Below are 24153 nucleotides of genomic sequence, written 5' to 3' on the forward strand. Positions count from 1 at the left end.
TCAGGCAGGTCTGCGGGTCCGGCTCAGACGTCCAGGAAGCGGATGTCCTTGGCGTTCTGCTGGATGAAGGTGCGGCGGGACTCCACGTCCTCGCCCATGAGCATGGAGAAGACGGCGTCCGCGGCGGCGGCGTCCTCCATGGTCACCTGCAGCAGGGTGCGGTGCTCCGGATCCATGGTGGTGTCCCAGAGCTCCTGGTAGTTCATCTCGCCCAGGCCCTTGTAGCGCTGCACGCCGTTGTCCTTGGGGTAGCGCCAGCCCTTGGCCAGGCCGGCCTCGACGGCGGCGTCGCGCTCCTCGTCGGAGAACACGTAGTCGTGCGGGGCGTTGGACCACTTGATGCGGTACAGCGGCGGCTGCGCGAGGAACACGTGGCCGGCCTCGATGAGCGGGCGCATGTACCGGAACAGCACGGTCAGCAGCAGCGTGGTGATGTGCTGGCCGTCCACGTCCGCATCCGCCATGAGCACGATCTTGTGGTACCGCAGCTTGGAGATGTCGAACTCCTCGCCGATGTTGGTGCCGAACGCCGTGATCATCGACTGGATCTCGGCGTTGCCGAGGGCCTTGTCCAGGCGGGCGCGCTCCACGTTCAGGATCTTGCCGCGCAGCGGCAGGATGGCCTGCGTCTCCGGGTTGCGGCCCTGCTTGGCCGAGCCGCCGGCGGAGTCGCCCTCCACGATGTACACCTCGCAGCGCTCGGGGTCCTTCGAGGAGCAGTCGGCCAGCTTGCCGGGCATGCCGAAGGACTCCAGCGGGGACTTGCGGCGCGCGTTGTCCCGGGCCTTGCGGGCGGCCAGGCGGGCGTGCGAGGCCATGATGGCCTTGCGGATGATCTCCTTGGCCGGGCCCGGATTGCGCTCGAACCAGTCGCCGAGGTGGTCCGTGACCGCCTTGGACACGAACCCGCGGGCCTCGGAGTTGCCGAGCTTGGTCTTGGTCTGGCCCTCGAACTGCGGCTCGGAGAGCTTCACGGAGATCACGGCGGTCAGGCCCTCGCGGATGTCCTCGCCCGTGAGGTTGTCCTCCTTGGGCTTGAGGATCTCCTTCTCCCGCGCGTAGCGGTTGACCAGGGAGGTCAGCGCGGCGCGGAAGCCCTCCTCGTGGGTGCCGCCCTCGTGGGTGTTGATCGTGTTCGCGTAGGTGTGCACGGACTCCGAGTAGGCGGAGGTCCACTGCATGGCCACCTCGACGGCCATGGAGCGGCCGTCCGAGACGTCCTCGGCCTCGAAGGCGATGACGTCGTCGTGGACGTACTCGACCTTCTTGGCGGAGTTGAGGTGCTGGACGTAGTCGAGCAGGCCGTTCTCGTACAGGTAGGTGACGGAGCGGCGCTGGGGCTCCTGCTCCGCGTCCTCCGCCAGGCCGTTCTCCGCGACGTCCTCACCGGCGGCGCCCTCGCCCGCGATCTCGTCGTCGACGACCTCGTTGGACTCCTGGACGCGCTCGTCCGTGAGGGTGATGCGCAGGCCCCTGTTGAGGAAGGCCATCTGCTGGAAGCGGGCACGCAGGGTCTCGTAGTCGAACTCGATCGAGTCGAAGATCTCCGGGTCCGGGTAGAACGTCTGCACGGTGCCCGTGGCGTCCGTGGCCTCCCCCTTCACCAGCTCGCCCTGGGGCACGCCGCCGTCCGCGAAGGACAGGTGCCACACGTGCCCCTGACGGCGGACCTCGGTGTCCACGCGGCGGGAGAGCGCGTTGACCACGGAGATGCCTACGCCGTGCAGGCCGCCCGAGACGGCGTAGCCGCCACCGCCGAACTTGCCGCCGGCGTGCAGGATCGTCATGACGACCTCGACGGTCGGCCTCCCCTCGGTGGGGTGCAGGTCCACGGGGATGCCGCGGCCGTCGTCCGCCACGCGCACGCCGCCGTCGGCCTGCAGTGTGACGTCGATGCCGGTGGCGTAGCCGGCCAGCGCCTCGTCCACGGAGTTGTCCACGACCTCGTACACGAGGTGATGCAGGCCCCGCGGCCCGGTGGAGCCGATGTACATGCCGGGGCGCTTGCGGACGGCCTCGAGGCCCTCGAGCACGGTGATGGCGCTGGCGCCGTACTCACCGGGCACCTTCCGGTCCTTCACCGGGGCCTCGGGCTGCCCGACGGCGTCCGGCACGGCCTCCGGGTTCGGCGCGGCCGACGCGGCGGTCGGCTCCTCCGCGGGGTTCTCGGGCATGGCGTCAACCACGGGTGGCTCACTTCCTCGGACGTCGGCGGCAGGGTCGACCCGCGCGCAGGCGCGCCCCGCCGCCCGGACATAACCGGCACGCGACACGCTCCCGCAGATCCACGGGGGCGGGGGACGGACGACGGCCGGCCCCCTTTCACTGGTCCCAGTGTACCGCCTGGCACCCCGAGGGCCCGCATCGACGGGGGTCCGCCGCGGGAGAACACCCGCTCAGCGGCCAGGGACACGGCTCAGGACGTGCGCAGGAGACCGCCCATGCCTCCCGGGCCGTCACCGACCCTGTGAGCGCGCCAGAGCGGCGCCCATGGCCTCGCCGCGTCCGGGACGCCGTCGTGCGCCGCGGGGGGCAGCCCGGGACTCAGCCGTAGGTGTCGCGCGGCCCGCGGCCGCCGCGCACGGTGCGCGGCCCCTTGCGCCAGCTCGGGGCCTGCGGCCCCGCCACCTCGATGCGGGTCACGACGCCGGGCCCGAGCGCCTCGTCGAAGCGCTGCAGGAGCACGGGGCTCATCAGGCGCAGCTGCGTGGCCCACGCGGTGGAGCTCGTCCGGACCCGCACCACGGAGTCCTCGAAGCTCTCCGGGCGGCAGTGCAGCGCGATCTCCGGCCCCACCAGCTCGGCCCAGCGGGTGAGCACGGAGCCGACCGCCACGGGGGTGGACCAGCCGCGGTCGCGGATGAGCCGGCCGAACACGGTGGACACCGTGGCCGGGTCCCGGTCCGCACCCCCGAACGGCCGCCGACGGTCCTGCCGCTCCCGGCCGGCCGACGGCGTGCCCGCCATGGCCCCGGCCAGGCCCGCGCCCGTCCCCCGCGCCCGCAGCGGCGCCTCGCCCCGCTCCCGGGCGGCCTCGCGGACCCGACGCAGTTGCACGAGCGCCAGGTCCGGCCGGTCCGGCTCGAACGGGGCGGGGGTCTCAGCCATCGGCGCCGCCCTCGCGCCGGGGCTCGCGGATGTCACCCTCCACGGGGGCCGCGGCGGCCACGGCCTCGGAGCCCTCCGCGTCCTGGCGGATGAGCACGCGGTGGGCCGTGAGCTCCTCGGGGACGTCCTCGAGCGCGGCGGCCGTGACGATCACCTGCTCGGCCCGGTGCACGAGCGCGGCGAGGCGGCGGCGACGGGCGGCGTCGAGCTCCGCGAACACGTCGTCCAGGATCAGGACGGGGCGGGCGTCGGGGTCCGGGTCGTCCGCCACGAGCACGTCGTAGGCCGCCATGCGCAGGGCGAGCGCCAGCGACCACGTCTCCCCGTGGGAGGCGTAGCCGCGCGCGGGCGCCGGGCCCAGGAAGAGGGCGAGCTCGTCCCGGTGCGGGCCCACCAGGGTGAGCGCCCGCGCCCGCTCCTCCTCCCGCTGGGCCTCGAGCGTCCGGCGCATGTCCGCGGCCAGGTCCGCCACGGCCGGGACCTCCGCGTGGGTGCCGCGGGCCAGCGGGACGGTGGACTCGTAGGCGTAGGCCGCCGCCTTGGAGCCGTTGGTCAACGCCGCATACATCTCCTGGAGGGGGCGGGCCAGCAGGCGCAGCACGTGCAGGCGGCCGTGGAGCAGGCGGGCGCCGGCGGCGCAGAGGTGCTCGTCCCAGACGGCGAGGGTCGCGTCCTCCTCGGGGCCCCAGCGGCGAGAGCCGCGGCTCGACTTGAGCAGGGCGTTGCGCTGGCGCAGCACGCGTTCGTAGTCGGCGGCGGCCTCGCCGAGGGCCGGACGCAGCTGCACCATGAGCTGGTCGAGGAGACGACGGCGGCCGCCCGGCTCCCCCGTCACGAGGCTCAGGTCCTCCGGAGCGAAGACCACGGTGCGCAGGATCCCGAGGCCCTCCTTCGCCCGCACGGGGGCGCCGCGGTTGATGGCCACCCGGTTGGACCGGCCCGGCAGGATCTCCAGCTCGAGGGCGACGGTGCGGGACCCGCGGTGCACGCGTCCGGCGATCCGGGCCCGGTCCCGGCCGAAGCGCACGAGCTGCGCGTCCGAGCTGACCCGGTGCGACTGCTGGGCGCCGAGGTAGCCGATCGCCTCCACGAGGTTGGTCTTGCCCACCCCGTTGGCCCCGAGCAGCACCGTGGACCCCGGCGTCAGCTCCAGATCGGCCCAGCGGTAGGACCGGAAGTTCGCGACGGTGAGGTGGGACAGGTACACGGGAGCGTCCAGCCCCCTGCGTCAGGCGATGCGCACCGGCATCACGAGGTAGCGGTAGTCGGAGACGACGCCGTCCTCCTGGTTCACGCCGGTGAGCAGGGCGGGCTTGGGCGCGGACGTGAACGCGAAGCGCACCTGCGGCTGGTCCACCACGGCCAGGCCCTCGGAGAGGTAGGACGGGTTGAACGCCACGGTGATGTCCTCGCCCTCGAGCGTGCACGGCACGGACTCGTTGGCGCTCGCGTCGTCGCCGGTGCCGGCGTCCAGGGTGACCTGGCCGTCCGTGAACACCATGCGCAGGGCGGTGTTGCGCTCGGCGACGAGGGCCACGCGGCGGGACGCCTCGACCAGGGCGGCGGTGTCCACCACGGCCTGGATGGGGCTGGACTCGGGGAAGAGCGAGCGGATCTTGGGGTACTCGCCGTCCACGAGCACGGAGGTGGTGCGACGGCCGCCGGAGGCGAAGCCCACGAGGTCGGCGGTCTGACCGAGCAGGATCTCCAGGTCGCCGCCGGAGCCGAGGGACTTGGCGACCTCGGTGAGCGTGCGCGCCTTGATGAGCAGCGACGTCGAGAGGGACGGGTCCGCCGGGGTCCAGCGGATCTCCTTCATGGCCAGCCGGTAGCGGTCCGTGGCCAGGAAGGTCATGGTGTCGCCCTCGATCTCCACCTTCACGGCGGTGAGGATCGGCAGGGTGTCGTCCTTGGAGGCGGCGACGGTGACCTGGGCGACGGCGTGGGCGAACGCGGCCCCGTCCACGGTGCCCGCGGGGGCCGGCAGCTCGGGCAGGGCCGGGTAGTCGCCCACGGGCATCGTGGCCAGGGCGAAGCGGGAGGAGCGGCAGGTGACGAGCACCTTGCCGCCGTCGAGCTCCACCGTGACCTGGGCCTGCGGCAGGGAGCGGACGATGTCGTTCAGCAGGCGGCCGGAGACGAGCACCTGGCCCGCGGTCTCGACGTCGGCCTCGATCTCCAGGCGCGCGGAGGTCTCGTAGTCGAAGCTCGCGATGGACACGACGCCGGCCTCGGCCGTGATCAGCAGGCCCGAGAGCACCGGCACCGGCGGGCGCGGGGACAGGGAGCGGGCAGCCCAGGAGACGGCGTCGGTGAGGATGTCGCGTTCGACGGTGAACTTCACGAGCTGCACTGCCTCTCTGGGGGTGATGACGGGGGTTGCGGGCCCGGGGGGAACGGCGACACGCGGGCCTCAGCATAGGCGGTCCGCGCGGCGGGTGTCAGGTCGCCGACGAATGACAGCGGTGTGATTCCACGGATCTCGGGCGCCCGGGCGCAGCCCGGGCCGTCGAGGCGCTCAGCTCGGTGCGGGACGGCGGAGTTGATGTTGCTTGGCGGGATCTCTCCAGAGGGATCAGAAGGAGTGATAGCGGGTGTGGATCCTGTGGAGAACGCCGTTCTGCCGCGGCACCATGCGGATCCGGTTGGGGGAACCGTGTGGACGCCCGCTCGTTCGGGGTGTGCATCCGGTGTGGACGAGCCCCGGAGGCCCTCCCCCCGCTCTGCACAGGCCCGACCGGAGTTGTCCAGACTCATCCCCGGATCCACCCCCCAGTTGTCCACATTACTGTCCACAGGGCACATCCACACCCGTCGAAACCCGCGAGATCATGCGGTTTTCGGCTGTGGAGACCTGTGGATACGTGTGGGCAAGCGAATGACATCCGTGTGATTCACCAGCCTGTGCACCGTCGTCGTCCCCAGGGGTGTGGACGCGGCGTGAGCGGCCTGATTCCGCCATCCACAGGGGCGGAGGTTGTCCACAGCGGCGGGGGTTCTCCACAGAGTTGTCCACACCGGTGGACAATGTGGAGGAAGACTCGAGTCCCGGTCGAAGGTTCGAACCGGGACTCGAGGGGGGGCAGTGGGTGGCTCAGGCGCCGCGCTGCTTCCGCTTGATCTCGTTGGTGAGCTCGGTGACCTGGTTGTAGATCGTCCGCCGCTCGGCCATCAGCTCGCGGATCTTGCGGTCCGCGTGGATGACGGTGGTGTGGTCGCGACCGCCCAGGACCTGGCCGATCTTGGGCAGAGACATCTCGGTCAGCTCGCGCAGCAGGTACATGGCGATCTGCCGCGCCGTCACCAGCGTGCGGGTGCGGGACTTGCTGGTCAGCTCCTCGAGGGTGAGATTGAAGTACTCCCCCGTGGCGTGCAGGATCAGCTCCGGCGTGATCTCGTGCGCCGTCTCGTCCGTGATCAGGTCCTTGAGCACATGCTCGGCCAGCTCGATGTCCACGGTCTGCCGGTTGAGCGAGGCGAACGCGGTCACGCGGATCAGCGCGCCCTCGAGCTCGCGGATGTTCGTGGAGATGCGCGAGGCGATGTACTCCAGCGCCTCCGGCGGGGCCACGAGCCCCTCGGCCTCCGCCTTCTTCCGGAGGATCGCGATGCGCGTCTCGAGGTCCGGCGGCTGGATGTCCGTGATCAGCCCCCACTCGAAGCGGGAGCGCAGCCGGTCCTCGAACCCGGAGAGCTGCTTGGGCGGCAGGTCCGAGGTGATGACCACCTGCTTGTTGTTGTTGTAGAGCGTGTTGAAGGTGTGGAAGAACTCCTCGACCGTCGCCTCCTTGTCCGCCAGGAACTGGATGTCGTCGATCAGCAGGATGTCCACGTTGCGGTAGACCTGCTTGAACGAGGCGCCCTCGTCGTGGCGGATGGAGTTGATGAAGTCGTTGGTGAACTCCTCCGAGTTCACGTACCGCACCCGCAGGCCCGGGTAGAGGCGACGGGCGTAGTGTCCGATCGCGTGCAGCAGGTGCGTCTTGCCCAGGCCGGACTCGCCGTAGATGAACAGCGGGTTGTACGCCTTCGCCGGCGCCTCGGCCACCGCGTTCGCGGCGGCGTGCGCGAACCGGTTGGACGAGCCGATCACGAACGTCTCGAAGTGGTAGCGGTCGTTGAGGCGGCTGGTCTCCGCGGACGTCGACGGCGGCGCGGGGGTCGGCTTGCCGTTCCCGTTCGGGGCCGCGGTCGCAGCGGGCGCGACGTCGGCCGGCGGCTCGATGCGGAAGCCCGGCAGCTCCTCGGCGACGGCGCGGCGGGAGGTGGCGGCGGTCGCGGCCGGGGGCAGCTCGACGTCCGGCGCCGCGGCGGCGGACGGCCCGCCGGCGAGGGAGGAGCGCCGGGCCTCCGAGGAGGGGGTCCGCGGCGGCTGCAGGTTCGCGTCGATCGAGATGGCCAGCAGGATCTCCTCGCGGAACTCCTTGGTGAGGGCGTCCGTGAGGGCGTCGGCCACCTGGGTGCCCTGGAGCGTCTCGCGGGTGGTCTCGTTCGGCACGGCCAGCAGGAGCGTGTTGCCGATGAGGCCCTGCGGCTGGGCCAGGTAGACGAAGCCCATGAGGCGGGCGCTGACCCGCGCGTCGTCCTCGAGGGAGCCCACGACGGAGCGCCACGAGCTGAGCACGGCCTGGTCTGCCACCACGGAGGCTTCCTTTCCTGGGACAGACGTCCCCGGGGAGGGGGCGGCTGCGCGAGACGGACGACGGTGCTCGGAGTCTAACGGTTGTCCACAGGGTTGTGCACAGACGGTGGACAACCCCTATCATCCTGTGGACGACCGTCCCGGGCGCCCGTGCGCGTCCGGGATCCGCGCGCACCCGTTTGACCCCCGCGCACCCCGGCCACTAGAGTTGTCTGGTCCCCCGGGTGTCGGTTGATCGTGCCCGCCGGGGATTTCATGTCAGAGCCTCACCGGTCCTTCCCCCTGGTCCACCTGCTCAGGTCGACGGTCGAAGGCACACAACACGTCGTGGAGAGATCACAGTGACCAAGCGCACGTTCCAGCCCAACAACCGCCGTCGTGCCCGCAAGCACGGCTTCCGTGCCCGCATGCGCACCCGCGCCGGCCGCGCCATCCTGTCCGCTCGCCGCGGCAAGAACCGCGCCGAGCTGTCCGCCTGAGGACGTCGGTCCAGGGACGGCGCGCCCCGTGCTGCCCCGTGACCGTCGCGTCCGCACGCCCGCGGAGTTCCGTCACCTCGGTCGCACCGGCACCCGCGCGGGTCGGCGCACCGTCGTGGTGAGCGTCGCCACGGACCCCGACCAGACCCGGTCCACGTCGCCGAGCGCCCCTCGGCCGCGGGCCGGGTTCGTCGTGTCCAAGGCCGTGGGGAACGCGGTGACCCGCAACCGGGTGAAGCGGCGGCTGCGCACCGTCGTCGCGGATCAGATGCGCCTGCCCCCGCTGCGCGACCTGCCGGTTCTGGTGCAGGTCCGCGCGCTGCCGGCCGCCGCCGAGGCGGACTACGCGCTGCTGCGCCGCGAGACCGTCGGCGCGCTCGGCAAGGCCCTGAAGCCGCACCTGCCCGCCGCCTCGGAGCACGCGTAGATGACCGTCATGCCCTCGCCCTTCGTCGTGCTCGAGCCCTCCCGTGAGTGGGGGCCGCTGCGCGCGCTGCCGTCCGCGCTGCTGGCCGGCCTGCTCACGGTCTATCGGGCCGTGGTCTCCCCGCTGTACGGACCCGTGTGCCGGTTCTTCCCCAGCTGCTCCGCCTACGGGCTGGAGGCCGTGCACGTGCACGGCGCGGTGAAGGGGTCGTGGCTCGCGGCGCGGCGCATCGGCCGGTGCCATCCCTGGAACGACGGGGGCGTGGACCCGGTCCCGCCCGGGCACCGGCGCTGGCCGCCGGGCCGGCAGCCGCGCATCCTCGCCCTGAACCACCCTCCCATCCCACCTGATCTCCCGCAGGAGGATTGACCCCCATGTTCGAAGCCATCCTCTCCCCGTTCCGCTGGCTGATGTCCTGGCTGCTCGGGGCGTTCCACAGCGTCCTGGAGTTCGCGGGCCTGTCCGCGGACTCCGGTTGGACGTGGGCCCTGTCCATCCTCCTGCTGGTGGTGCTCATCCGCACCCTGCTGATCCCGCTGTTCGTCAAGCAGATCAAGGCGCAGCGCGCCATGCAGGCCATCCAGCCGGAGCTGCAGAAGCTGCAGGCCAAGTACAAGGGCAAGAAGGACCAGCTCTCCCGCCAGGCCATGGCCATGGAGCAGCAGGCCCTCATGAAGGAGCACAAGGCGAACCCGTTCGCCGCCTGCCTGCCGCTGCTGATCCAGATGCCGTTCTTCTTCGCGCTCTACCAGGTGCTGATCGGCGCCCGCGGCGCGGCCGAGCGCGGCGAGGCCATGGACGCCCTGTCCGCGGACCAGATCCGCTCCTTCGAGGGCTCCACGATCTTCGGCGCCCGCATGTCGGACACCTTCATGAACTCGCTGGGCGCGCCGGGCAGCACGCCCGTGATCATCACGGCGATCGTGCTGATCCTGCTCATGTCGGGCTCGATGTTCTTCATGCAGAAGATGCTCATGACGAAGAACATGACGCAGCAGGCCCTCACCGGCCCGATGATGCAGACGCAGCAGGTCATGCTCTACGCCATGCCCCTGATCTTCGGCATCGGCGGCATCAACTTCCCGATCGGCGTGCTCCTGTACTGGACCTACTCCAACTTCTGGGCCGTCGGCCAGCAGTGGTGGATCATCCGCAACAACCCGACCCCGGGCTCCCTCGCCGAGAAGGAGCTCAACGAGCGCCGCGCCGCCAAGGGCCTGCCCCCCGTGGGCCAGAAGGTGTCGAACGCCGAGGCCACGCCCTCGTCCGCGCACACCCAGGCGGGCCGCGGCGGTGCCGTGCTGAACGGTGAGGTCGTCCGCCAGTCGGGTCAGCGCGTCCAGCCCCAGCGCAAGAACCGCAGGAGGAAGTGAGCATGTCCGCCGAGAACGTGACCCCGGCCCCCGAGGCCGAGGACGCCGTCGTCGAGACCCCCGTGGGTCAGGGCTCTCGCGTCGCGGAGCAGGACGGTGCCGCCGTCTCGGAGGCGGTGCGCCGCCTCGAGGAGGAGGGCGACGTCGCCGCGGACTACGTCGAGGAGCTGCTCGACATCGCGGACCTGGACGGGGACATCGACATCGAGGTCCGCGACGGGCGCACGTACGTGTCCGTCGTCTCCGAGGACCACGACGAGCGCCTGGACGGCCTCGTCGGCCCCGACGGCCGCACCCTGGAGGCCCTGCAGGAGCTCGTCCGGCTGGCCGTGCTCGCCGCCACGGGGCACCGCTCCCGGCTGATCCTGGACGTCTGCGGGCACCGGGAGCGCCGCAACGTCGCCCTGCGCACCGCCGCCCAGGCGGCCGTCGAGCGCGTCCGCGACGGCGAGGGTCCCGTGCACCTCGAGCCCATGGGCGCGTACGAGCGCAAGATCGTCCACGACGTCGTCGCGGACGCCGGCCTGACCTCCGAGTCGGAGGGCGAGGGCGCCCGCCGGCACGTGGTCATCTCCGCCGATGACTGAGCGGGGCTCGGCCTACGAGCGGCGCCCCGGGCTGGATCCGCAGGACCGGGGCGACCGCCCCGCGCCCGTGGGGCAGCCGGCGCCGCCGCTGACCGATGCGCTGCGGCCGGCCGCCGTCGAGCTGTTCGGCGAGGCCCTCCCCCGGGCCGAGGCATACGTGGCCCACCTGGCGGACACCGGCATCGAGTGGGGCCTGATCGGCCCGCGCGAGGCGCCCCGTCTCTGGGAGCGCCACGTCCTGAACTGCGCCGTGGTCGAGGAGCTCCTCCCGCAGGGCGCGCTCGTGGCCGACGTCGGCTCCGGCGCGGGCCTGCCCGGCCTGTGCCTCGCGCTCGCGCGCCCCGACTGCCAGTTCCTGCTCATCGAGCCGCTCGAGCGGCGCGTGGAGTGGCTGGACATGGTGGTCGCCGACCTCGGCCTGGAGAACGTGGACGTGATCCGCGGCCGCGCCGAGCAGGTCTCCGGAAACCTCGACGTCGACGTCGTGACCGCCCGCGCCGTGTCCGCGCTGAAGACCCTCGTGCCGCTGACCATGCCGATGCTGCAGGGCGCCGGGGAGCTGCTGGCCATCAAGGGCCGCTCCGCGGCCGACGAGATCGCCGCCGCCCGCAAGGTCCTGCGCAAGTATGGTGGTGCCGAGCCCGAGATCCTCACGGTGGGCGAGGGCCTGCTGCCCGAGACCACCACCGTCGTGCGCGTCAGCGCGCGTCCCCGCTGACCCCTCCCCCACCGGGACGGGACGGGCCGGGCGGCAGCAGATCCGCACACCCGCGACCCAGGAGGTAGAGCCGCATGGCGCAGGAGCAGGAGAGCCGGGGTGGGGCCTGGAGGGCCCTGCGCCAGAAGTGGACCGGCCGGACCGCCGAGAAGGGCGGCGCCGACGCCGAGGAGCCCGCGCGGCTCCAGCGTCGCCGTCTGACGCGCCCCGACCGCACCCGCGTGTTCACGACGTCCAACCAGAAGGGCGGCGTCGGCAAGACGACGACGACGGTCAACCTCGCCGCGGCCCTCGCCCGCGCGGGCATGCGGGTGATGGTGGTCGACATCGACCCGCAGGGCAATGCGTCCACCGCGCTGAACATCCCCCACACCGGAGACGTGGCCTCCGTGTACGACGTGCTCCTGGGCGAGATGGAGATCCAGGACGTCGTGCAGGACGCCCCGGATGTGGACGGCCTGCAGGTGGTGCCCGCGACGATCGACCTGGCCGGTGCCGAGATCGAGCTGGTCTCGCTGGTGGCCCGCGAACAGCGACTGTCGCGGGCGCTCGAGGCGTACACCGCCTGGCGCGAGGAGGACGGCCAGGAGCGGCTGGACTACGTGTTCATCGACTGCCCGCCGTCCCTGGGCCTGCTGACGGTCAACGCGTTCGTGGCGGCCGAGGAGGTGCTCATCCCGATCCAGGCCGAGTACTACGCCCTCGAGGGCCTCTCCCAGCTGCTCAAGAACGTGCAGATGATCCAGAAGCACCTGAACCCGCGGCTCCAGGTGAGCACCATCCTGCTGACGATGTTCGACGCGCGGACCAACCTCGCCGTGCAGGTGGCGGAGGAAGTCCGGACGCACTTCCCGGAGCAGCTGCTGAACACCGCGATCCCCCGCAACGTCCGCATCTCCGAGGCCCCCAGCTATCAGCAGACGGTGCTGACCTACGACCCGGCCTCGGCCGGCGCCGTGGCGTACCGGGAGGCGGCCGCGGAGATCGCCGGCCGCGGTGCGCCGACGGCCCTGAAGGGCTGACGCCCAGGCGGCCGCTGCTGCGGCCACCGGACGGCGCCGCTGACGACGCTGGGGCCCGCCGGAGGGATCGAACCCCCGGCGGGCTTCGTCGCGAGTAAGTGCGGCCCGGAAGGTGAGGGGTGAAAAGACAAGCGGAAACGCTGGGCATATCGGAAGTTCGTGTTTCACGTGAAACGACCTTCTCGGAGGGTGCGAGCGTGGTGCCGCCGCAGCGGGACGATGGGGAGGGGTGCCCATGGTAGACCGCTTCCGTCTGACGCGCTCCCCTCTCCTCCCCTGGCCCGGCCCCTCCGCCGCCGGCCAGGCGCACCTGTCGCGAGGCCTGGGTGCAGCTGCGGGCCGCGACGCACGAACTCACGGGGTGAACGGCATGGCGGCGGGGCGGAGACCGCGGCTGTGATGGCCGGCGGTGCACGCTGCGTTGAAGTGCTCCGCGAGGGCTGCGCGACGCGTGGGGAACGTCCTGGCCGCCGGGCGCGGCCGTGCAGGGCATGGTCCGTCCCTCCTCCTTCACCCGGGTGCGCTGCAGCCTCGAGGATGCAGCCAGCGAGCAGGCCGGGTGCTGTGACTGGGTGCCCCCTCTCCCCCACGGTCAGACCACCTCGCCGTCGGTGACGTGCAGGGAATCGGGGGACAGAGCAGAGCTCGAGCCGTGGTGTCGTCGCGAGGCGCGCGGCCGGTCTGTCGTCAGCGTGTGCGAGAGCAAGACGTCAGCGGCGTGGTGGACTGCTGCGATTCGACTGAATAGAAGGGGCCGATTGGCGGCGCCTGAAGGACAGTTCTGCTGTGCATTCCTGTGTGCGGAGAAAGAGAGCCTCCAGTGAGGAAGAGCGGTCGTGTGCCCCCAATGTATACAGAGACAAGTGGTTGAACTGGCCAACAGGCGTCTTGACGTGGTCACCAGCGGACGTCGATGTTGATATGTGGACAGTATCTGTGGACAAAGGACGTCTTAGGTGTGCGGCCGTAGATGCCTCTGCGGTGTTGATGAGCCCTGCTCAGTCTCCTGTGGCGTCTGACGGCTGGGCACGGGGACGGCGTGTGAATGGTGACTGCGGTGGAGGCCCCCGGGGAGCCCGCGGCGGCTCCGTGCGGGATGGGGCGGGCCGTGTGGTTCTGTCTTGCAGCGACGTGGGAACCAGGGCGTCGAGTAATCGGCCGGTCGCCGGGGGTTTCACGTGAAACACGATGCTCGCGCGTAGATCTAGCGTCGATCCCTGGAGGGAGCCGCGTGCGGACGGACGGGTGAAGACCCGGTTCCACACGAGTCGGACGTGAACCTTAATGGGCGGAATGGGCAGACGGGAGGAATGGGTCCGGTCTGTCGGGCGGAAGGGCCTGCCATATGACTGTACGGCCGCTGCTGACGGCAGCGACTACATCGAACAGTACGGTCAACGGCACAAGTCGGTGCAAGCTGCGCGACATGGGACCCGCGACCCGGCGTTCGTGCCCAGTACGCCGCCACGTTTCACGTGAAACCGAACGACCGACGTCCGACGCTCGACGCGCCCGGGTCACGACGTCAGCAGCGCGAGGAGTCTGAACCTCGAACGCATCTCACGTTTCCTATGGACGCCGGCGTCTGAATGCAACCCGCTCGTGGGCGGACTTCCGTGGCACGAGTGCATGGTCGAATCTTCGAACGATACGTTTCACGTGAAACGAGCTTCGGGTGAAAGCGCCGTGCCGCGAGGTCACAATCCCAGGCGATCCAGGGAGCACACGATCCGTGCCGGGAGCGAGCTGACCGAGAATGGCGCAGGAATGTGGCACTAACCCGCGGGTGAGCGAGCACGTGGCCCACCCGAACTCATGTCGTACTTGGATGACAGACTCGTCCGTGTTTCACGTGAAACGCGGATGGTGAAGCAGCGTTCAATTCGTGAGCTGCGCGGGTGTGAGGAAGCACTGACGGCGAAGCGACGAGTAGGCCGAGCTCATCCGTTCGGCGATTCGAGTGTTCACATCACACCGCGGGGAAGTGGGACGAGTGCTTCGCTGCTGGTCCGCCATTGCGCGTCCGATGAAGCACATCATCATGCGGGTAGCCAGCGATCTGAGTACCGTCCGCACGGAGGGCTGATCGGCCGGGGAGCACATGAAAAAAAACTGAACGACTGTGATTCTGATACCGTCCGCTCGTCGACGCGGGCTCGCGTTTCATGTGAAACGAGTGAACCTCGAGAGGGAACACGAGGAGGTCTTGAGGATTGCAGCGGCACCCTTTCGAAGCGCCCCCACTCGGAGTGTTCCACGTGAAACACTCACGCTCGCGGCAGGTGCTGTCCGCGCGCCCACATCCTGCCGTCCGGGCCCAATACGGACGTCTCACCCCAGAACCGAGGCCCGAACCTCGCCGCGCCCCTTGCACGTGTCAGGCCCTCGCGCGCCCCCCGGCGGTCAGGGCCAGAGCACCTCGAGGAGTGTCTTTCCGCCGCCCGGGACCAACGAGACCGAGCCGCTCACCTACACTGATCGCAGACCCACTCACTGCAGGAGGACCCGTTGAAGACGAGCCGTCGAGGAGGCCTGGGGCGAGGCCTCGGCGCCCTGATCCAGAGCACTGTAGAAGCCCCGGAAGAGAACGCCGAGGCACCCTCCCCGAAGGACTCTCCGACGCCGGCGAAGAGCGGCCCGAAGGCCGGCGCGGCAGAGGAGACCACCATGACATCGACGCGGAGCACCGCGACGACCGAGACGTCAGGGGAGCCCAGCGAGCCTGTCCCGTCGGCCTCCCAGAGAAAGACCACGGGCGGCGCCGCTCAGGTCTCGAAATCAACGTCCACGACTGGCCGGGGCACCGCGTCAGCCACGAAGGCAGGGACCACCCCGTCGAAGCGTGTCTCGCGACCCGCGCAGCGTCCCGTCGACGTGTTCTTCTCCGCAGACTCCGAGGATGCACCTGCGGCGCGGTCGACCAAGGGGCGTCCGGCCATGCCGACGGTGAAGGCGCCCAGCAAGCGTCCAACCTCCGCGACGTCGTCGAGGAAGGAACCGGCGGACTCGAGCGTTGAGTCCGCCGCGACCGAGGGGACCGTGTCCGCAGACATCGCGGTCCTGCGGGAGATCCCGGTGGGGGACATCCACCCCAACCCGCGGCAGCCGCGTGAGGTGTTCGACGAGGACCACATGGCGGAACTGGTCACCTCGATCCGCGAGGTCGGCATCCTGCAGCCGATCGTCGTGCGCGAGGTGGACGGCCCCACCCCCTATGAGCTGATCATGGGCGAGCGCCGGTGGCGCGCCACCCAGAAGGCCGGCCTGGACACCATCCCGGCGATCGTCCGCCAGACCCCGGACCAGGACCTCCTGCGGGATGCTCTGCTGGAGAACCTGCACCGCTCCCAGCTGAACCCGCTCGAAGAGGCCGCCGCCTACCAGCAGCTCATGGAGGACTTCGCCTGCACGCAGGAGGAGCTGTCCCAGCGCATCGGCCGCTCCCGTCCGCAGATCTCCAACACGCTGCGGCTGCTCAAGCTGCCGCCCCTCGTGCAGCGCCGCGTGGCCGCCGGCACGCTCTCGGCCGGCCATGCTCGTGCGCTGCTCGGACTCACGGACCCGTCGGACATGGAGCGTCTGGCGCAGCGGATCCAGTCGGAGGGCTTGTCCGTCCGGGCCACGGAGGAGGCGGTCGCGCAGCTGCAGGGCGGGCTCCGGCCGGGCCGCACGCCGCGGCGCAGCACGGACGACGCCCGCCACGAGCGCCTGGACCACTACGCCACCGCGCTCACCAGCCGCCTGGACACCGCCGTGAAGATCACCCTCGGCGCGCGCAAGGGTCGCATCGCCATCGACTTCACCACCGTGGAGGACCTGAACCGCATCATGGACCTCATCCAGGGCGGTCAGGACGGCAAGGGGAAGGGCAAGAAGTCCTGATCCGGACTTCCCGCGGACGGCGTCCACGGGCACCCGCCGCGGGTCCTGAAGATCGACGCACGACGGCCCCGCCACCCTTTCGGGTGACGGGGCCGTCGTGGTGAGTGGGGGAGGGGCTCAGCCGAGCAGGGCCGAGAACTCCTTCTCCAGCGCGGCCTTGGGCTTGGCGCCCACGGACTCGGCGACCTTCTCGCCGTTCTGGAAGCCCACGACGAGCGGGATGGAGGTGACGCCGTAGCGCGCGGCGATGGCCGGGTTCTCGTCCACGTTGAGCTTGGCGATCACGGCCTTGCCCTCGTGCTCCACGGCCATGTCCTCCAGGACGGGCCCGAGCATGCGGCACGGGCCGCACCACTCGGCCCAGAAGTCCACGAGGACGGGCAGCTCGGACTGGAGGACCTTCTGGTCGAAGTCGGCGTCGGTGACGGTGATGGTGCTCATGGCAGCCTCCTGGGGGTTGTTCTGTGTCTGACGAGGGTGGACAGGGGTGTTATCGACATGACTCATGACGCTCTGTCAGGGGTCATGAGTCAGTGGCTCATGCCGGGTTCGCGTCCGACTCCGGGCCGGCCGGCGCGGCCTCCTCCACATCGGCCACGGTCGCGAGGTAGTGCTCCACGTCCTGGGCGGCCACGCAGCCCGAGCCGGCGGCGGTGATGGCCTGGCGGTAGGTGTGGTCCGTGACGTCGCCGGCGGCGAAGACGCCCGGCTGGGAGGTCCGCGAGGACGGATGGTCGATGCGGATGGTGCCGTGCTGCGTGAGCTCCACCTGGCCCTGCACCAGGTCCGTGCGCGGGTCCTGGCCGATGGCGACGAACAGGCCGGTCACGTCCAGCGTGGACGCCTCGCCGGTGCGGGTGTCCCGCAGGCGGAGGGTGTTGACCTTGTCGTCACCCGTCACCTCCGTGACCTCGGTGTTCCAGCGGAACTCGATCTTCTCGTTCTCCATGGCACGGTGGGCCATCACCTTGGAGGCGCGCAGCTCGTCCTTGCGGACCAGCACGGTCACCTTGGACGCGAACTTCGTGAGGAACAGGGCCTCCTCCATGGCGGAGTCGCCGCCGCCCACGACCGCGATCTCCTGCTCGCGGAAGAAGAAGCCGTCGCACGTGGCGCACCAGCTGACGCCGTGGCCGGAGAGGCGCTCCTCGCCGGGAACGCCGAGCTTCCGGTAGGCGGAGCCGGTCGTGAGGATGACCGCGTGGGTGCGCAGCTGGGTGCCGTCGCCGAGCGTGAGCACCTTGGGGTTCGACGTCAGGTCGGCCTGCACGACGTCGTCGTAGACGACCTCCGTGTTGAACCGGCGGGCCTGGGCCTCGAGGTTCGCCATCAGCTCGGGCCCCTGCACACCCTCCGGGAAGCCCGGGAAGTTCTCCACCTCGGTGGTGTTCATCAGCTCGCCGCCCGCGGTCACCGCCCCGGCCACCAGGACCGGGGAGAGCTCGGCGCGGGCGGTGTAGATCGCCGCGGTGTATCCGGCGGGGCCGGATCCGACGATCACGACGTTGTGGACGCTCTGGTCCTGGGCGGTGGGGGCCACGGGTTCCTCCAGTGGATCGGGGTGGTGGACGCTCCTCCAGGACAACGGCGGAGCCACGGGCGGGTATTCCGCGGTGCCGGGGCCGCGGTGCAGCGACGTCCGGCGACGGCGGCCGGAAGGTCCGGCGCGCCGTCGCCCGGGCGCGGGGTCAGCGGACGGCGATCTCGCCGAGGCGCAGGCCGAACGGGAGGTCCGACGTCGAGCCCTCCAGCTGGGGCAGCGAGGTGAGGCTGACGATCACGTACTCGGCCTCGGCCTCGGCGCCCTCGAAGGGCACGGGGATGGAAACGGTGTTCTGGTCGAAGGTGCCGTTGCCGATCTCCTTGGCGTTCGCGCCCTCGGGGGAGTCGGCGATGTAGGCGAACCAGGCGCCGCCGGTGGCCCCCGTGCTCTGCAGGGTCACCTCGTTCACCTCGGTGCGGTCCTCGAGCTGGACCACGAGGTTCATGCTCTCCACATAGCCGCCGAAGTTCGGCCGCGTGTAGGCGAAGGTGCGCCACACGGTGGTGGGGTCGCCGTCGATGAGGTTGGGCAGGTCCGCGTCGTGCTCGGCCTCGTGCTCCGGCAGGTCCGGCACCGAGCGCAGGGCCTGGACGGGCTGCGGGGCGGCCGCGGCGCTCTCGCTGGTCGGGGTGGGGGAGGGGCTGGTGCTCTCCGACGGCGACGGGGTGTCCGATGCGGACTCGGACGACGCGGACTCGGACGACGCGGCCTGCGGGGCCGGCCCGCCGCGCAGGTTATGGGCCAGCAGCACCCCGCCCACGACGAGTGCCGCCAGCAGGCCGAGCACGAGGAGCAGGGCCAGCGGACCGCCGCCGCGCGTGCGGCCGTTGCCGTCGCCCGGGTCGGCCACCGTGGCGCCGTCGCCGCCCCCGGTGGTGGCCGGGGCGGCCAGGGCATCCGGAGCCGCGGCGGCGGACGTCGAACCGGCAGCCGCCGCGGTGGCCCCCGTTGCGGCCCCGGCAGCCACCGGCGCCGCCGTGCCGCGGGACTCCTCGTGGACGGGCGGCGCGGACTCGGCCGCGATCGCTCGGCGGGGGACGGGTCGCTGGCGCCGCACGGGGATCGCCTCGGTGTCCGGGGCGACCGGCTCCGGCGCGTCGGTCTTCTCGGCCGCCACGGGCTCGACGGGCTCGACGGGCTCGGTGGGCGGCGTGGCCCCGTCGGCATCGGCGTCGGTGGCCTGCGCGGCGGCGGCACCCGCCGCGACAGCCGGGAGTGCGGCGGTGCCCGCCTGGGCCTCGCGCTTCTCAGCCTCGCGCTCCGCGGCCTCGCGTTCCTGGGCCGCGCGCTTCTCAGCCTCGCGCCGCTCGGCCTCCCGGGCCCGCTCCTCCTCGGCACGACGGCGGGCCTCGGCCCGGCGCTCGAGCTCGCGGCGCTCGGCCTCCTCCCGCTCCGCGGCCAGCCGGGCCTGCTCGGCCTCCCGCTCGCGCGCGGCCCGCTCCTCAGCCTCCTGCTCCGCCTGGCGACGGGCGCGCTCGGCCTCGGCGCGGCGCTCCTCCTCGGCACGCTCCTCCGCCTCCCGACGCTCGCGTTCTGCGCGTTCGGCGGCTTCCTTGCGCTCCCGCTCGGCCCGCTCCGAGGCCTCCCGTTCGGCGCGTGCCTTCTCCTCGGCCTCCTTGCGCTCGCGTTCTGCACGCTCGGCGGCCTCCCGCTCCGCGCGCTCGCGCTCCTCCTGCTGCTTCCGGGTGGCGGCGTCCGCCGCGGCCAGGGCCGACGCCCCGGCGGCCGCCTTCGCCGCGGTGCCGTCGGAGGGACGGACCCGCTCGGCGAGGCGCTCGGAGAGGCGGTTCAGGAACCCGGGACGACGCTGGGCCTCGTCCTCGTCCGCGCGGAGCCGGCGGTCGAGGTCGGTGTAGTACGCCTCGTCGTCGTCGTAGGCGTGGGGGTCTCCGGTCCGCGACTCGCCGAACAGCTCGGAGCCGAGGCTGTCCGTCTGGAACGGCTCCACGTACAGCTCCTGCGGGTACGCCAGACCCAGCAGGACGTCCGGGTCGGGGTCCCCGCCGGCGATCAGGTACGTGCGGCCCTCGGACAGCCCCAGGTCGAGCACCTGCACGTCGTCGGTGCGCTCGCCCGTGGCCAGCTCCCGCGCGGACGAGGCCACCTGCGTGGCGTTCTCACGGGAGGCCACGAGCACGGTGACGTGGCGGTTGAGCACCTGGTCCGTGCCCAGGAACACCATGTCCTGGTCCGCGGACGTCACCACGTGCTGGGTGATGCGATAGCGGCCGCCCAGGACGGCGCCGACGGCGATGGGCTGGGGCACGAGCTCTTCTCCTGACGACGGGGTCGGAATCAGATGATACGTGGCGAGGCCGCTGCGGCCAGGGATCAGCCGACGCGCAGCAGACGACCCAGCGCCGGCACGCGGGCGACGAGCGGCCGGAGGGCGTCGTCCAGCTCGGGGAACCGCATGGCCCGCAGCACCATCAGGTACACCGGACCCATCGCCACGGCCGCCACCGCGCACGTGAGCAGCGCCGTCCCGATGGAGTTCCACGCGAACCCGCCGGTGTACCCGCCCAGCAGCCACACGACGACGACGCCCGCGGCCGCCGCGGCCAGCGCGGCCAGGCCGGTCTGGACGTGGGCGCGCAGCACGGATGCGAGGCCGTAGTCCCCGAACCGGCGCACGGTGAGCACATGGGTCAGGACGAACTGGTAGACGTACGAGACGGACGAGGCGACCGCGACCCACAGGGCCATGGACCACAGCGGCAGCAGCATCGCGCCCGCCCACGAGAGCAGCAGCATCAGGAGCGAGCCGCTGACCTGGACCACCATCGGCACCTTGGCGTCCTCGGCGGCGTAGAACACGCGCAGCAGGTAGAAGGAGCCCGAGCGGAACGGGATGGACAGCGCCAGCGCGAGCAGGACCGAGCCCACCGCGACGCCGGCCACCATCGCCGTCTCGGCCGTCGAGCCGAAGACGCGGCCCAGGGGGCCCGCCAGGACCACCACGCCGGCCAGGCAGAACATCAGCGGCACGGTGAACGCGCGCAGACCCTGCGCCGTCGTGCGCCGCACCGCGGACATGTCCTGGCGGCCCATGGCGCGGGCCAACCGGTTGAAGAGCACGGTGGCCAGGGAGAGCACGAACACCGAATGGGGCAGCACGGCCATCAGCATCGCCATGTTGTACGCGGCCACGCCGGGGATGGCCGCCTGCGCCATCTCGGCGCTCCAGGTCTCGGTGCCCGGGATGCGCAGCTCGCCGCGGTCGCGGGCCTCCGTGGCGGAGGTGACGTACCGCTGGCACAGCAGGAGCACCACGTTCGTGGCGACCATCGTGATCAGGGTGTACCCGGCGATCCGGCCGGTGTCCCGCAGGCCGATCCCCTTCCAGCCGAACCGCGGGCGCAGACCCAGGCCGAGCCCGCGCAGCGGCAGGAAGAGGATCACGGCCTGCAGCACGACGCCCAGGGTGTGGCCGCCGGCCAGCACGACCGTCTGTGCGCTCGTCCACCCGGCGAGGTCGTCCCCGGCCCGGTACGCCCCGAACATGCCCAGGTACAGCACGATCGCGCCGATCGCGACGACGTTGTTCAGCACCGGCGCCCACATGTAGGCGCCGAAGCGCCCGTTGGCGTTGAGCACCTGCCCCACCAGCGCGTACATGCCGTAGAAGAACACCTGGGGCAGACACCACAGGGCGAACACGGTGGCCATCTCGAGCTTCTCCGGCGACCAGCCGCGGGTCAGGGCCGTCATGAGCGGGGCCGCCGCCAGCATGACCACCACCGTGCCGGCAAGCATCACGAGCGTGCCGAGCGTCATCAGGCGGGAGGTGTAGTCCGCGCCCCGGTCGGCGTCGCGGGCGTGCTTGATCAGCTGCGGCACGAGCACGACGTTGAACACGCCGCCCACCAGGAGCAGGTAGATCACGTTCGGCAGGGAGTTGGCGATCTCGAAGATGTCGGCCATGTCCGCGGACAGGCCGATCGCCACCGTCACCAGCGTCGCACGGACGAGGCCCAGCACGCGGGAGAGGAGCGTGCCGGAGGCCATGATCGCGGTGGACCGGCCGGCGCGGCGCTCGCCCTCGGGGGTCTCGTCCGCGGGGTCCACGGCGGCCGGATCCGTGGCGGGGGCGGGGTCCGTCGTCGTCGGCTCCTCGTCGGCGACGCCGGCGTGGGCGGGGTCCTGCGCTCGGCGCGGGGCGGGTCTGCTGCTCAAGGGTCACCCAATCGTGGTCGGAAGGCCCCGTGCCGGGGGCGGCGGATCAGGGGCGGGGGCCCCGGGCACGGCCCGGGGGAAGTGCTGGTCGACCACCTGGCGGGCCAGGTCGACGATCCGGCGCTCGTTGGCGAAGGAGAGGCGGCGGGCGACGTCCTCGAGGCGCACCCATGCGACGTCCACGGCCTCGTGGTCCGGGTCGTTCTCCGTGGTCAGCTCGCCGCCCGTGGCGCGCAGCAGGAAGTGGTGCACGGTCTTGTGGACGCGGTGCTGGGCGACCGTGAACCAGTAGTCGATCGCGCCGAGCGGCTCGAGGATGTGGCCGGCGATCCCGGTCTCCTCCTCCACCTCGCGCACCGCCGCCTGCCGGTGGTCCTCCTCGCCCTCGGGATGGCCCTTGGGCAGGCACCACTCGAGCCGGCCACCGCGGTTGTAGCGGGCGATCACGGCCACCTCGAGGCCGCCGTCGTGCTCGCGGACGATGACGCCGCCGGCGGAGACCTCCTCCACCGTGGGCAGGGAGGCGGCAGCGGCGGAACGGGGTCCCGCGGGGGCCGGGGTGACGGGGCGCAGAGGCGGCTGCGGCCGGCGACGCCACGCCCCCAGCGCGGAGGGCAGGGGGGCGCCCCGGTGCGCGGAGGGATCGGGGCGGGTCATGCCGTCAACTCTAGCCCGGCCCGCGCGGGCCCGTGCCGGGACCGTCTGGCACCCTTGTAGGCATCATGGATCTGACCACCGCCACCCACGCGCTGCCCCCCGGCTTCCCCGCGGACGCCACCCTGCCCGCCGTCGTCGTGGAGCTGGGGCGGAGGTTCGAGGCCGCCGGCCATGAGCTCTCCCTGGTGGGCGGCCCGGTCCGCGACCTCTTCCTGGGACGGCCGTCGCCGGACCTGGACTTCACCACGGACGCCGACCCGGACGCGTCCGAGGCCGTCGGCGCCGGCTGGGCGGACGCCACGTGGGACGTGGGGCGGCGGTTCGGGACCATCGGCTTCCGCAAGGCCGGCTGGCAGCTCGAGGTCACCACCTACCGGGCCGAGCAGTACGACCCGGCCAGCCGCAAGCCGCAGGTGGCCTTCGGCGACAGCCTCGAGGACGACCTGCTGCGCCGCGACTTCACCGTCAACGCCATGGCCCTGCGCCTGCCCGCCCTCGAGCTCGTGGACCCCTTCGGCGGCATGCGGGACCTGCACGCCGGCGTGCTGCGCACCCCCGGCACCCCCGAGGACTCCTTCTCCGACGACCCGTTGCGCATGATGCGCGCCGCCCGCTTCGCCTCCCAGCTCGGCTTCGCCGTGGCCCCCGAGGTGGAGCAGGCCATGACCGCGATGGCCGAGCGGATCACGATCATCTCCGCCGAACGCGTCCGCGAGGAGCTCGTCAAGCTCGTGTGCGGGGCGCACCCGCGCGCGGGCCTCGACCTGCTCGTGCGCACCGGCCTGGCCGACCACGTCCTGCCCGAGCTGCCCGCCCTGCAGCTCGAGTCGGACGAGCACCACCGCCACAAGGACGTCTACGCCCACTCCCTGACCGTGCTGGAGCAGGCCATGGAGCTGGAGGGCGAGTACGCGCCGTCGACCCCCGACCCCGTGCTGCGCCTGGCGGCGCTGCTGCACGACGTCGGCAAGCCGGCCACGCGCCGCTTCGAGAAGGGCGGGGCCGTCACCTTCCGGCACCACGAGACCGTGGGGGCCAAGCTCGTCCGCAAGCGGCTGCGTGCCCTGAAGTTCGACAACGACACCATCAAGGCGGTGGCCCGTCTGGTGGAGCTGCACATGCGGTTCTACGGCTACGGCGACGCCGGCTGGACCGACTCCGCTGTCCGCCGGTACGCGCACGACGCCGGCGATCTGCTGCCCCGCCTGCACGCGCTGACCCGCTCGGACGTGACCACCCGCAACCGGCGCAAGGCCGAGCGGCTGGCCCACGCGTACGACGACCTCGAGCGGCGCATCGCCGAGATCGCCGAGGCCGAGGAGCTCGCCGCCGTGCGGCCGGATCTGGACGGGCAGCAGATCATGGCGCTGCTGGGGATCCGCCCGGGCCCGGTGGTGGGCCGGGCGTACACCCACCTGCTCGAGTGGCGCCTCGACGAGGGCCCGCACGAGCAGGCCGTGGCCGAGGCGGAGCTGCGGCGCTGGTGGGCCGAGCAGCCGGAGGCCCAGCAGGACTGAGGCGGCGCGGCGGACCTTCCAC

At 71.8% G+C, this 24153-nt stretch carries 19 protein-coding genes; 9 read left to right on the forward strand and 10 right to left on the reverse strand.

Features of this window, described 5'->3' with window-relative positions; translation table 11 throughout:
* Positions 1-23: 23 nt before the first annotated feature.
* The 5 genes from gyrB to dnaA all read right to left on the reverse strand — a co-directional run bounded on the left by gyrB (position 24) and on the right by dnaA (position 7750).
* Positions 24-2174, reverse strand: coding sequence for a DNA topoisomerase (ATP-hydrolyzing) subunit B (gene gyrB / locus POD19_RS03190; protein WP_178329116.1), 2151 nt, complete (start codon positions 2172-2174; stop codon positions 24-26).
* Positions 2175-2544: 370 nt separating this feature from the next.
* Complete coding sequence (locus POD19_RS03195) at positions 2545-3108, reverse strand: DUF721 domain-containing protein (RefSeq protein WP_044659941.1); 564 nt, start codon at positions 3106-3108, stop codon at positions 2545-2547.
* Positions 3101-4315, reverse strand: a complete 1215-nt coding sequence (gene recF, locus POD19_RS03200) for a DNA replication/repair protein RecF (protein ID WP_070708965.1) — start codon at positions 4313-4315, stop codon at positions 3101-3103. Before recF ends, POD19_RS03195 begins: the two co-directional genes overlap by 8 nt.
* 21 nt (positions 4316-4336) lie before the next feature.
* Positions 4337-5452: a DNA polymerase III subunit beta gene (dnaN, locus tag POD19_RS03205; protein ID WP_002856446.1), complete on the reverse strand. Its 1116-nt coding sequence runs from the start codon at positions 5450-5452 to the stop codon at positions 4337-4339.
* A 750-nt stretch (positions 5453-6202) separates the two neighbouring features.
* Complete coding sequence (dnaA, locus tag POD19_RS03210) at positions 6203-7750, reverse strand: chromosomal replication initiator protein DnaA (protein ID WP_340309293.1); 1548 nt, start codon at positions 7748-7750, stop codon at positions 6203-6205.
* Between the two features lie 341 nt (positions 7751-8091).
* Between dnaA and rpmH the strand changes: the two genes are divergently transcribed.
* The 8 genes from rpmH to POD19_RS03250 all read left to right on the forward strand — a co-directional run bounded on the left by rpmH (position 8092) and on the right by POD19_RS03250 (position 16238).
* Positions 8092-8229 (forward strand): 50S ribosomal protein L34, encoded by a 138-nt coding sequence (gene rpmH / locus POD19_RS03215; protein ID WP_002856443.1) that lies wholly within the window; start codon positions 8092-8094, stop codon positions 8227-8229.
* 28 nt (positions 8230-8257) lie between these two features.
* Positions 8258-8656, forward strand: coding sequence for a ribonuclease P protein component (gene rnpA / locus POD19_RS03220; protein WP_340309294.1), 399 nt, complete (start codon positions 8258-8260; stop codon positions 8654-8656).
* A complete protein-coding gene (gene yidD / locus POD19_RS03225) occupies positions 8657-9025 on the forward strand; it encodes a membrane protein insertion efficiency factor YidD (RefSeq protein ID WP_340309295.1) in 369 nt (122 codons plus the stop codon).
* Between the two features lie 5 nt (positions 9026-9030).
* Positions 9031-10029, forward strand: coding sequence for a membrane protein insertase YidC (gene yidC, locus POD19_RS03230; RefSeq protein WP_340309296.1), 999 nt, complete (start codon positions 9031-9033; stop codon positions 10027-10029).
* A gap of 2 nt (positions 10030-10031) precedes the next feature.
* A complete protein-coding gene (locus tag POD19_RS03235) occupies positions 10032-10616 on the forward strand; it encodes a Jag family protein (RefSeq protein ID WP_340309297.1) in 585 nt (194 codons plus the stop codon).
* Complete coding sequence (gene rsmG / locus POD19_RS03240) at positions 10609-11334, forward strand: 16S rRNA (guanine(527)-N(7))-methyltransferase RsmG (RefSeq protein ID WP_080556411.1); 726 nt, start codon at positions 10609-10611, stop codon at positions 11332-11334. Before POD19_RS03235 ends, rsmG begins: the two co-directional genes overlap by 8 nt.
* A gap of 74 nt (positions 11335-11408) precedes the next feature.
* The gene (locus tag POD19_RS03245) at positions 11409-12356 is read left to right on the forward strand and encodes a ParA family protein (protein ID WP_002856435.1); all 948 of its coding nucleotides are present in this window, start codon (positions 11409-11411) and stop codon (positions 12354-12356) included.
* Between the two features lie 2508 nt (positions 12357-14864).
* Entirely contained in the window at positions 14865-16238 is a 1374-nt protein-coding gene (locus POD19_RS03250) for a ParB/RepB/Spo0J family partition protein (protein WP_340309298.1), read from the forward strand.
* A 117-nt stretch (positions 16239-16355) separates the two neighbouring features.
* Here POD19_RS03250 and trxA read toward each other — a convergent pair whose 3' ends face one another.
* From trxA to POD19_RS03275, 5 genes are all read right to left on the reverse strand, one after another.
* Positions 16356-16745 (reverse strand): thioredoxin, encoded by a 390-nt coding sequence (gene trxA, locus POD19_RS03255; protein ID WP_327036762.1) that lies wholly within the window; start codon positions 16743-16745, stop codon positions 16356-16358.
* A 31-nt stretch (positions 16746-16776) separates the two neighbouring features.
* A complete protein-coding gene (gene trxB, locus POD19_RS03260; RefSeq protein ID WP_340309299.1) occupies positions 16777-17778 on the reverse strand; it encodes a thioredoxin-disulfide reductase in 1002 nt (333 codons plus the stop codon).
* A 148-nt stretch (positions 17779-17926) separates the two neighbouring features.
* Positions 17927-20047, reverse strand: a complete 2121-nt coding sequence (locus POD19_RS03265; protein ID WP_340309300.1) for a hypothetical protein — start codon at positions 20045-20047, stop codon at positions 17927-17929.
* Positions 20048-20112: 65 nt separating this feature from the next.
* Entirely contained in the window at positions 20113-21957 is a 1845-nt protein-coding gene (murJ, locus tag POD19_RS03270) for a murein biosynthesis integral membrane protein MurJ (RefSeq protein WP_002857806.1), read from the reverse strand.
* A 3-nt stretch (positions 21958-21960) separates the two neighbouring features.
* Positions 21961-22575 carry an NUDIX hydrolase gene (locus POD19_RS03275; protein WP_445299764.1) on the reverse strand — a complete coding sequence of 205 codons (615 nt, stop codon included), beginning with the start codon at positions 22573-22575 and terminating at the stop codon, positions 21961-21963.
* A 104-nt stretch (positions 22576-22679) separates the two neighbouring features.
* Here POD19_RS03275 and POD19_RS03280 point away from each other — a divergent pair, with 104 nt between their 5' ends.
* A complete protein-coding gene (locus POD19_RS03280; protein WP_255843680.1) occupies positions 22680-24131 on the forward strand; it encodes a CCA tRNA nucleotidyltransferase in 1452 nt (483 codons plus the stop codon).
* The last annotated feature ends 22 nt before the right edge of the window (positions 24132-24153 follow it).

This window comes from Micrococcus sp. GPGPB33 (genome assembly GCF_037853785.1).
Taxonomy (GTDB): Bacteria; Actinomycetota; Actinomycetes; order Actinomycetales; family Micrococcaceae; genus Micrococcus; species Micrococcus luteus.

Excerpts from the sequence above, each read along its gene's own strand:
- gyrB (WP_178329116.1), bottom strand. The coding sequence starts at position 2,174 with ATGCCCGAGAACCCCGCGGAGGAGCCGACCGCCGCGTCGGCCGCGCCG.
- POD19_RS03195 (WP_044659941.1), bottom strand. The coding sequence starts at position 3,108 with ATGGCTGAGACCCCCGCCCCGTTCGAGCCGGACCGGCCGGACCTGGCG.
- yidD (WP_340309295.1), top strand. The coding sequence starts at position 8,657 with ATGACCGTCATGCCCTCGCCCTTCGTCGTGCTCGAGCCCTCCCGTGAG.
- yidC (WP_340309296.1), top strand. The coding sequence starts at position 9,031 with ATGTTCGAAGCCATCCTCTCCCCGTTCCGCTGGCTGATGTCCTGGCTG.
- POD19_RS03235 (WP_340309297.1), top strand. The coding sequence starts at position 10,032 with ATGTCCGCCGAGAACGTGACCCCGGCCCCCGAGGCCGAGGACGCCGTC.
- rsmG (WP_080556411.1), top strand. The coding sequence starts at position 10,609 with ATGACTGAGCGGGGCTCGGCCTACGAGCGGCGCCCCGGGCTGGATCCG.
- POD19_RS03245 (WP_002856435.1), top strand. The coding sequence starts at position 11,409 with ATGGCGCAGGAGCAGGAGAGCCGGGGTGGGGCCTGGAGGGCCCTGCGC.
- trxA (WP_327036762.1), bottom strand. The coding sequence starts at position 16,745 with ATGAGTCATGTCGATAACACCCCTGTCCACCCTCGTCAGACACAGAAC.
- POD19_RS03280 (WP_255843680.1), top strand. The coding sequence starts at position 22,680 with ATGGATCTGACCACCGCCACCCACGCGCTGCCCCCCGGCTTCCCCGCG.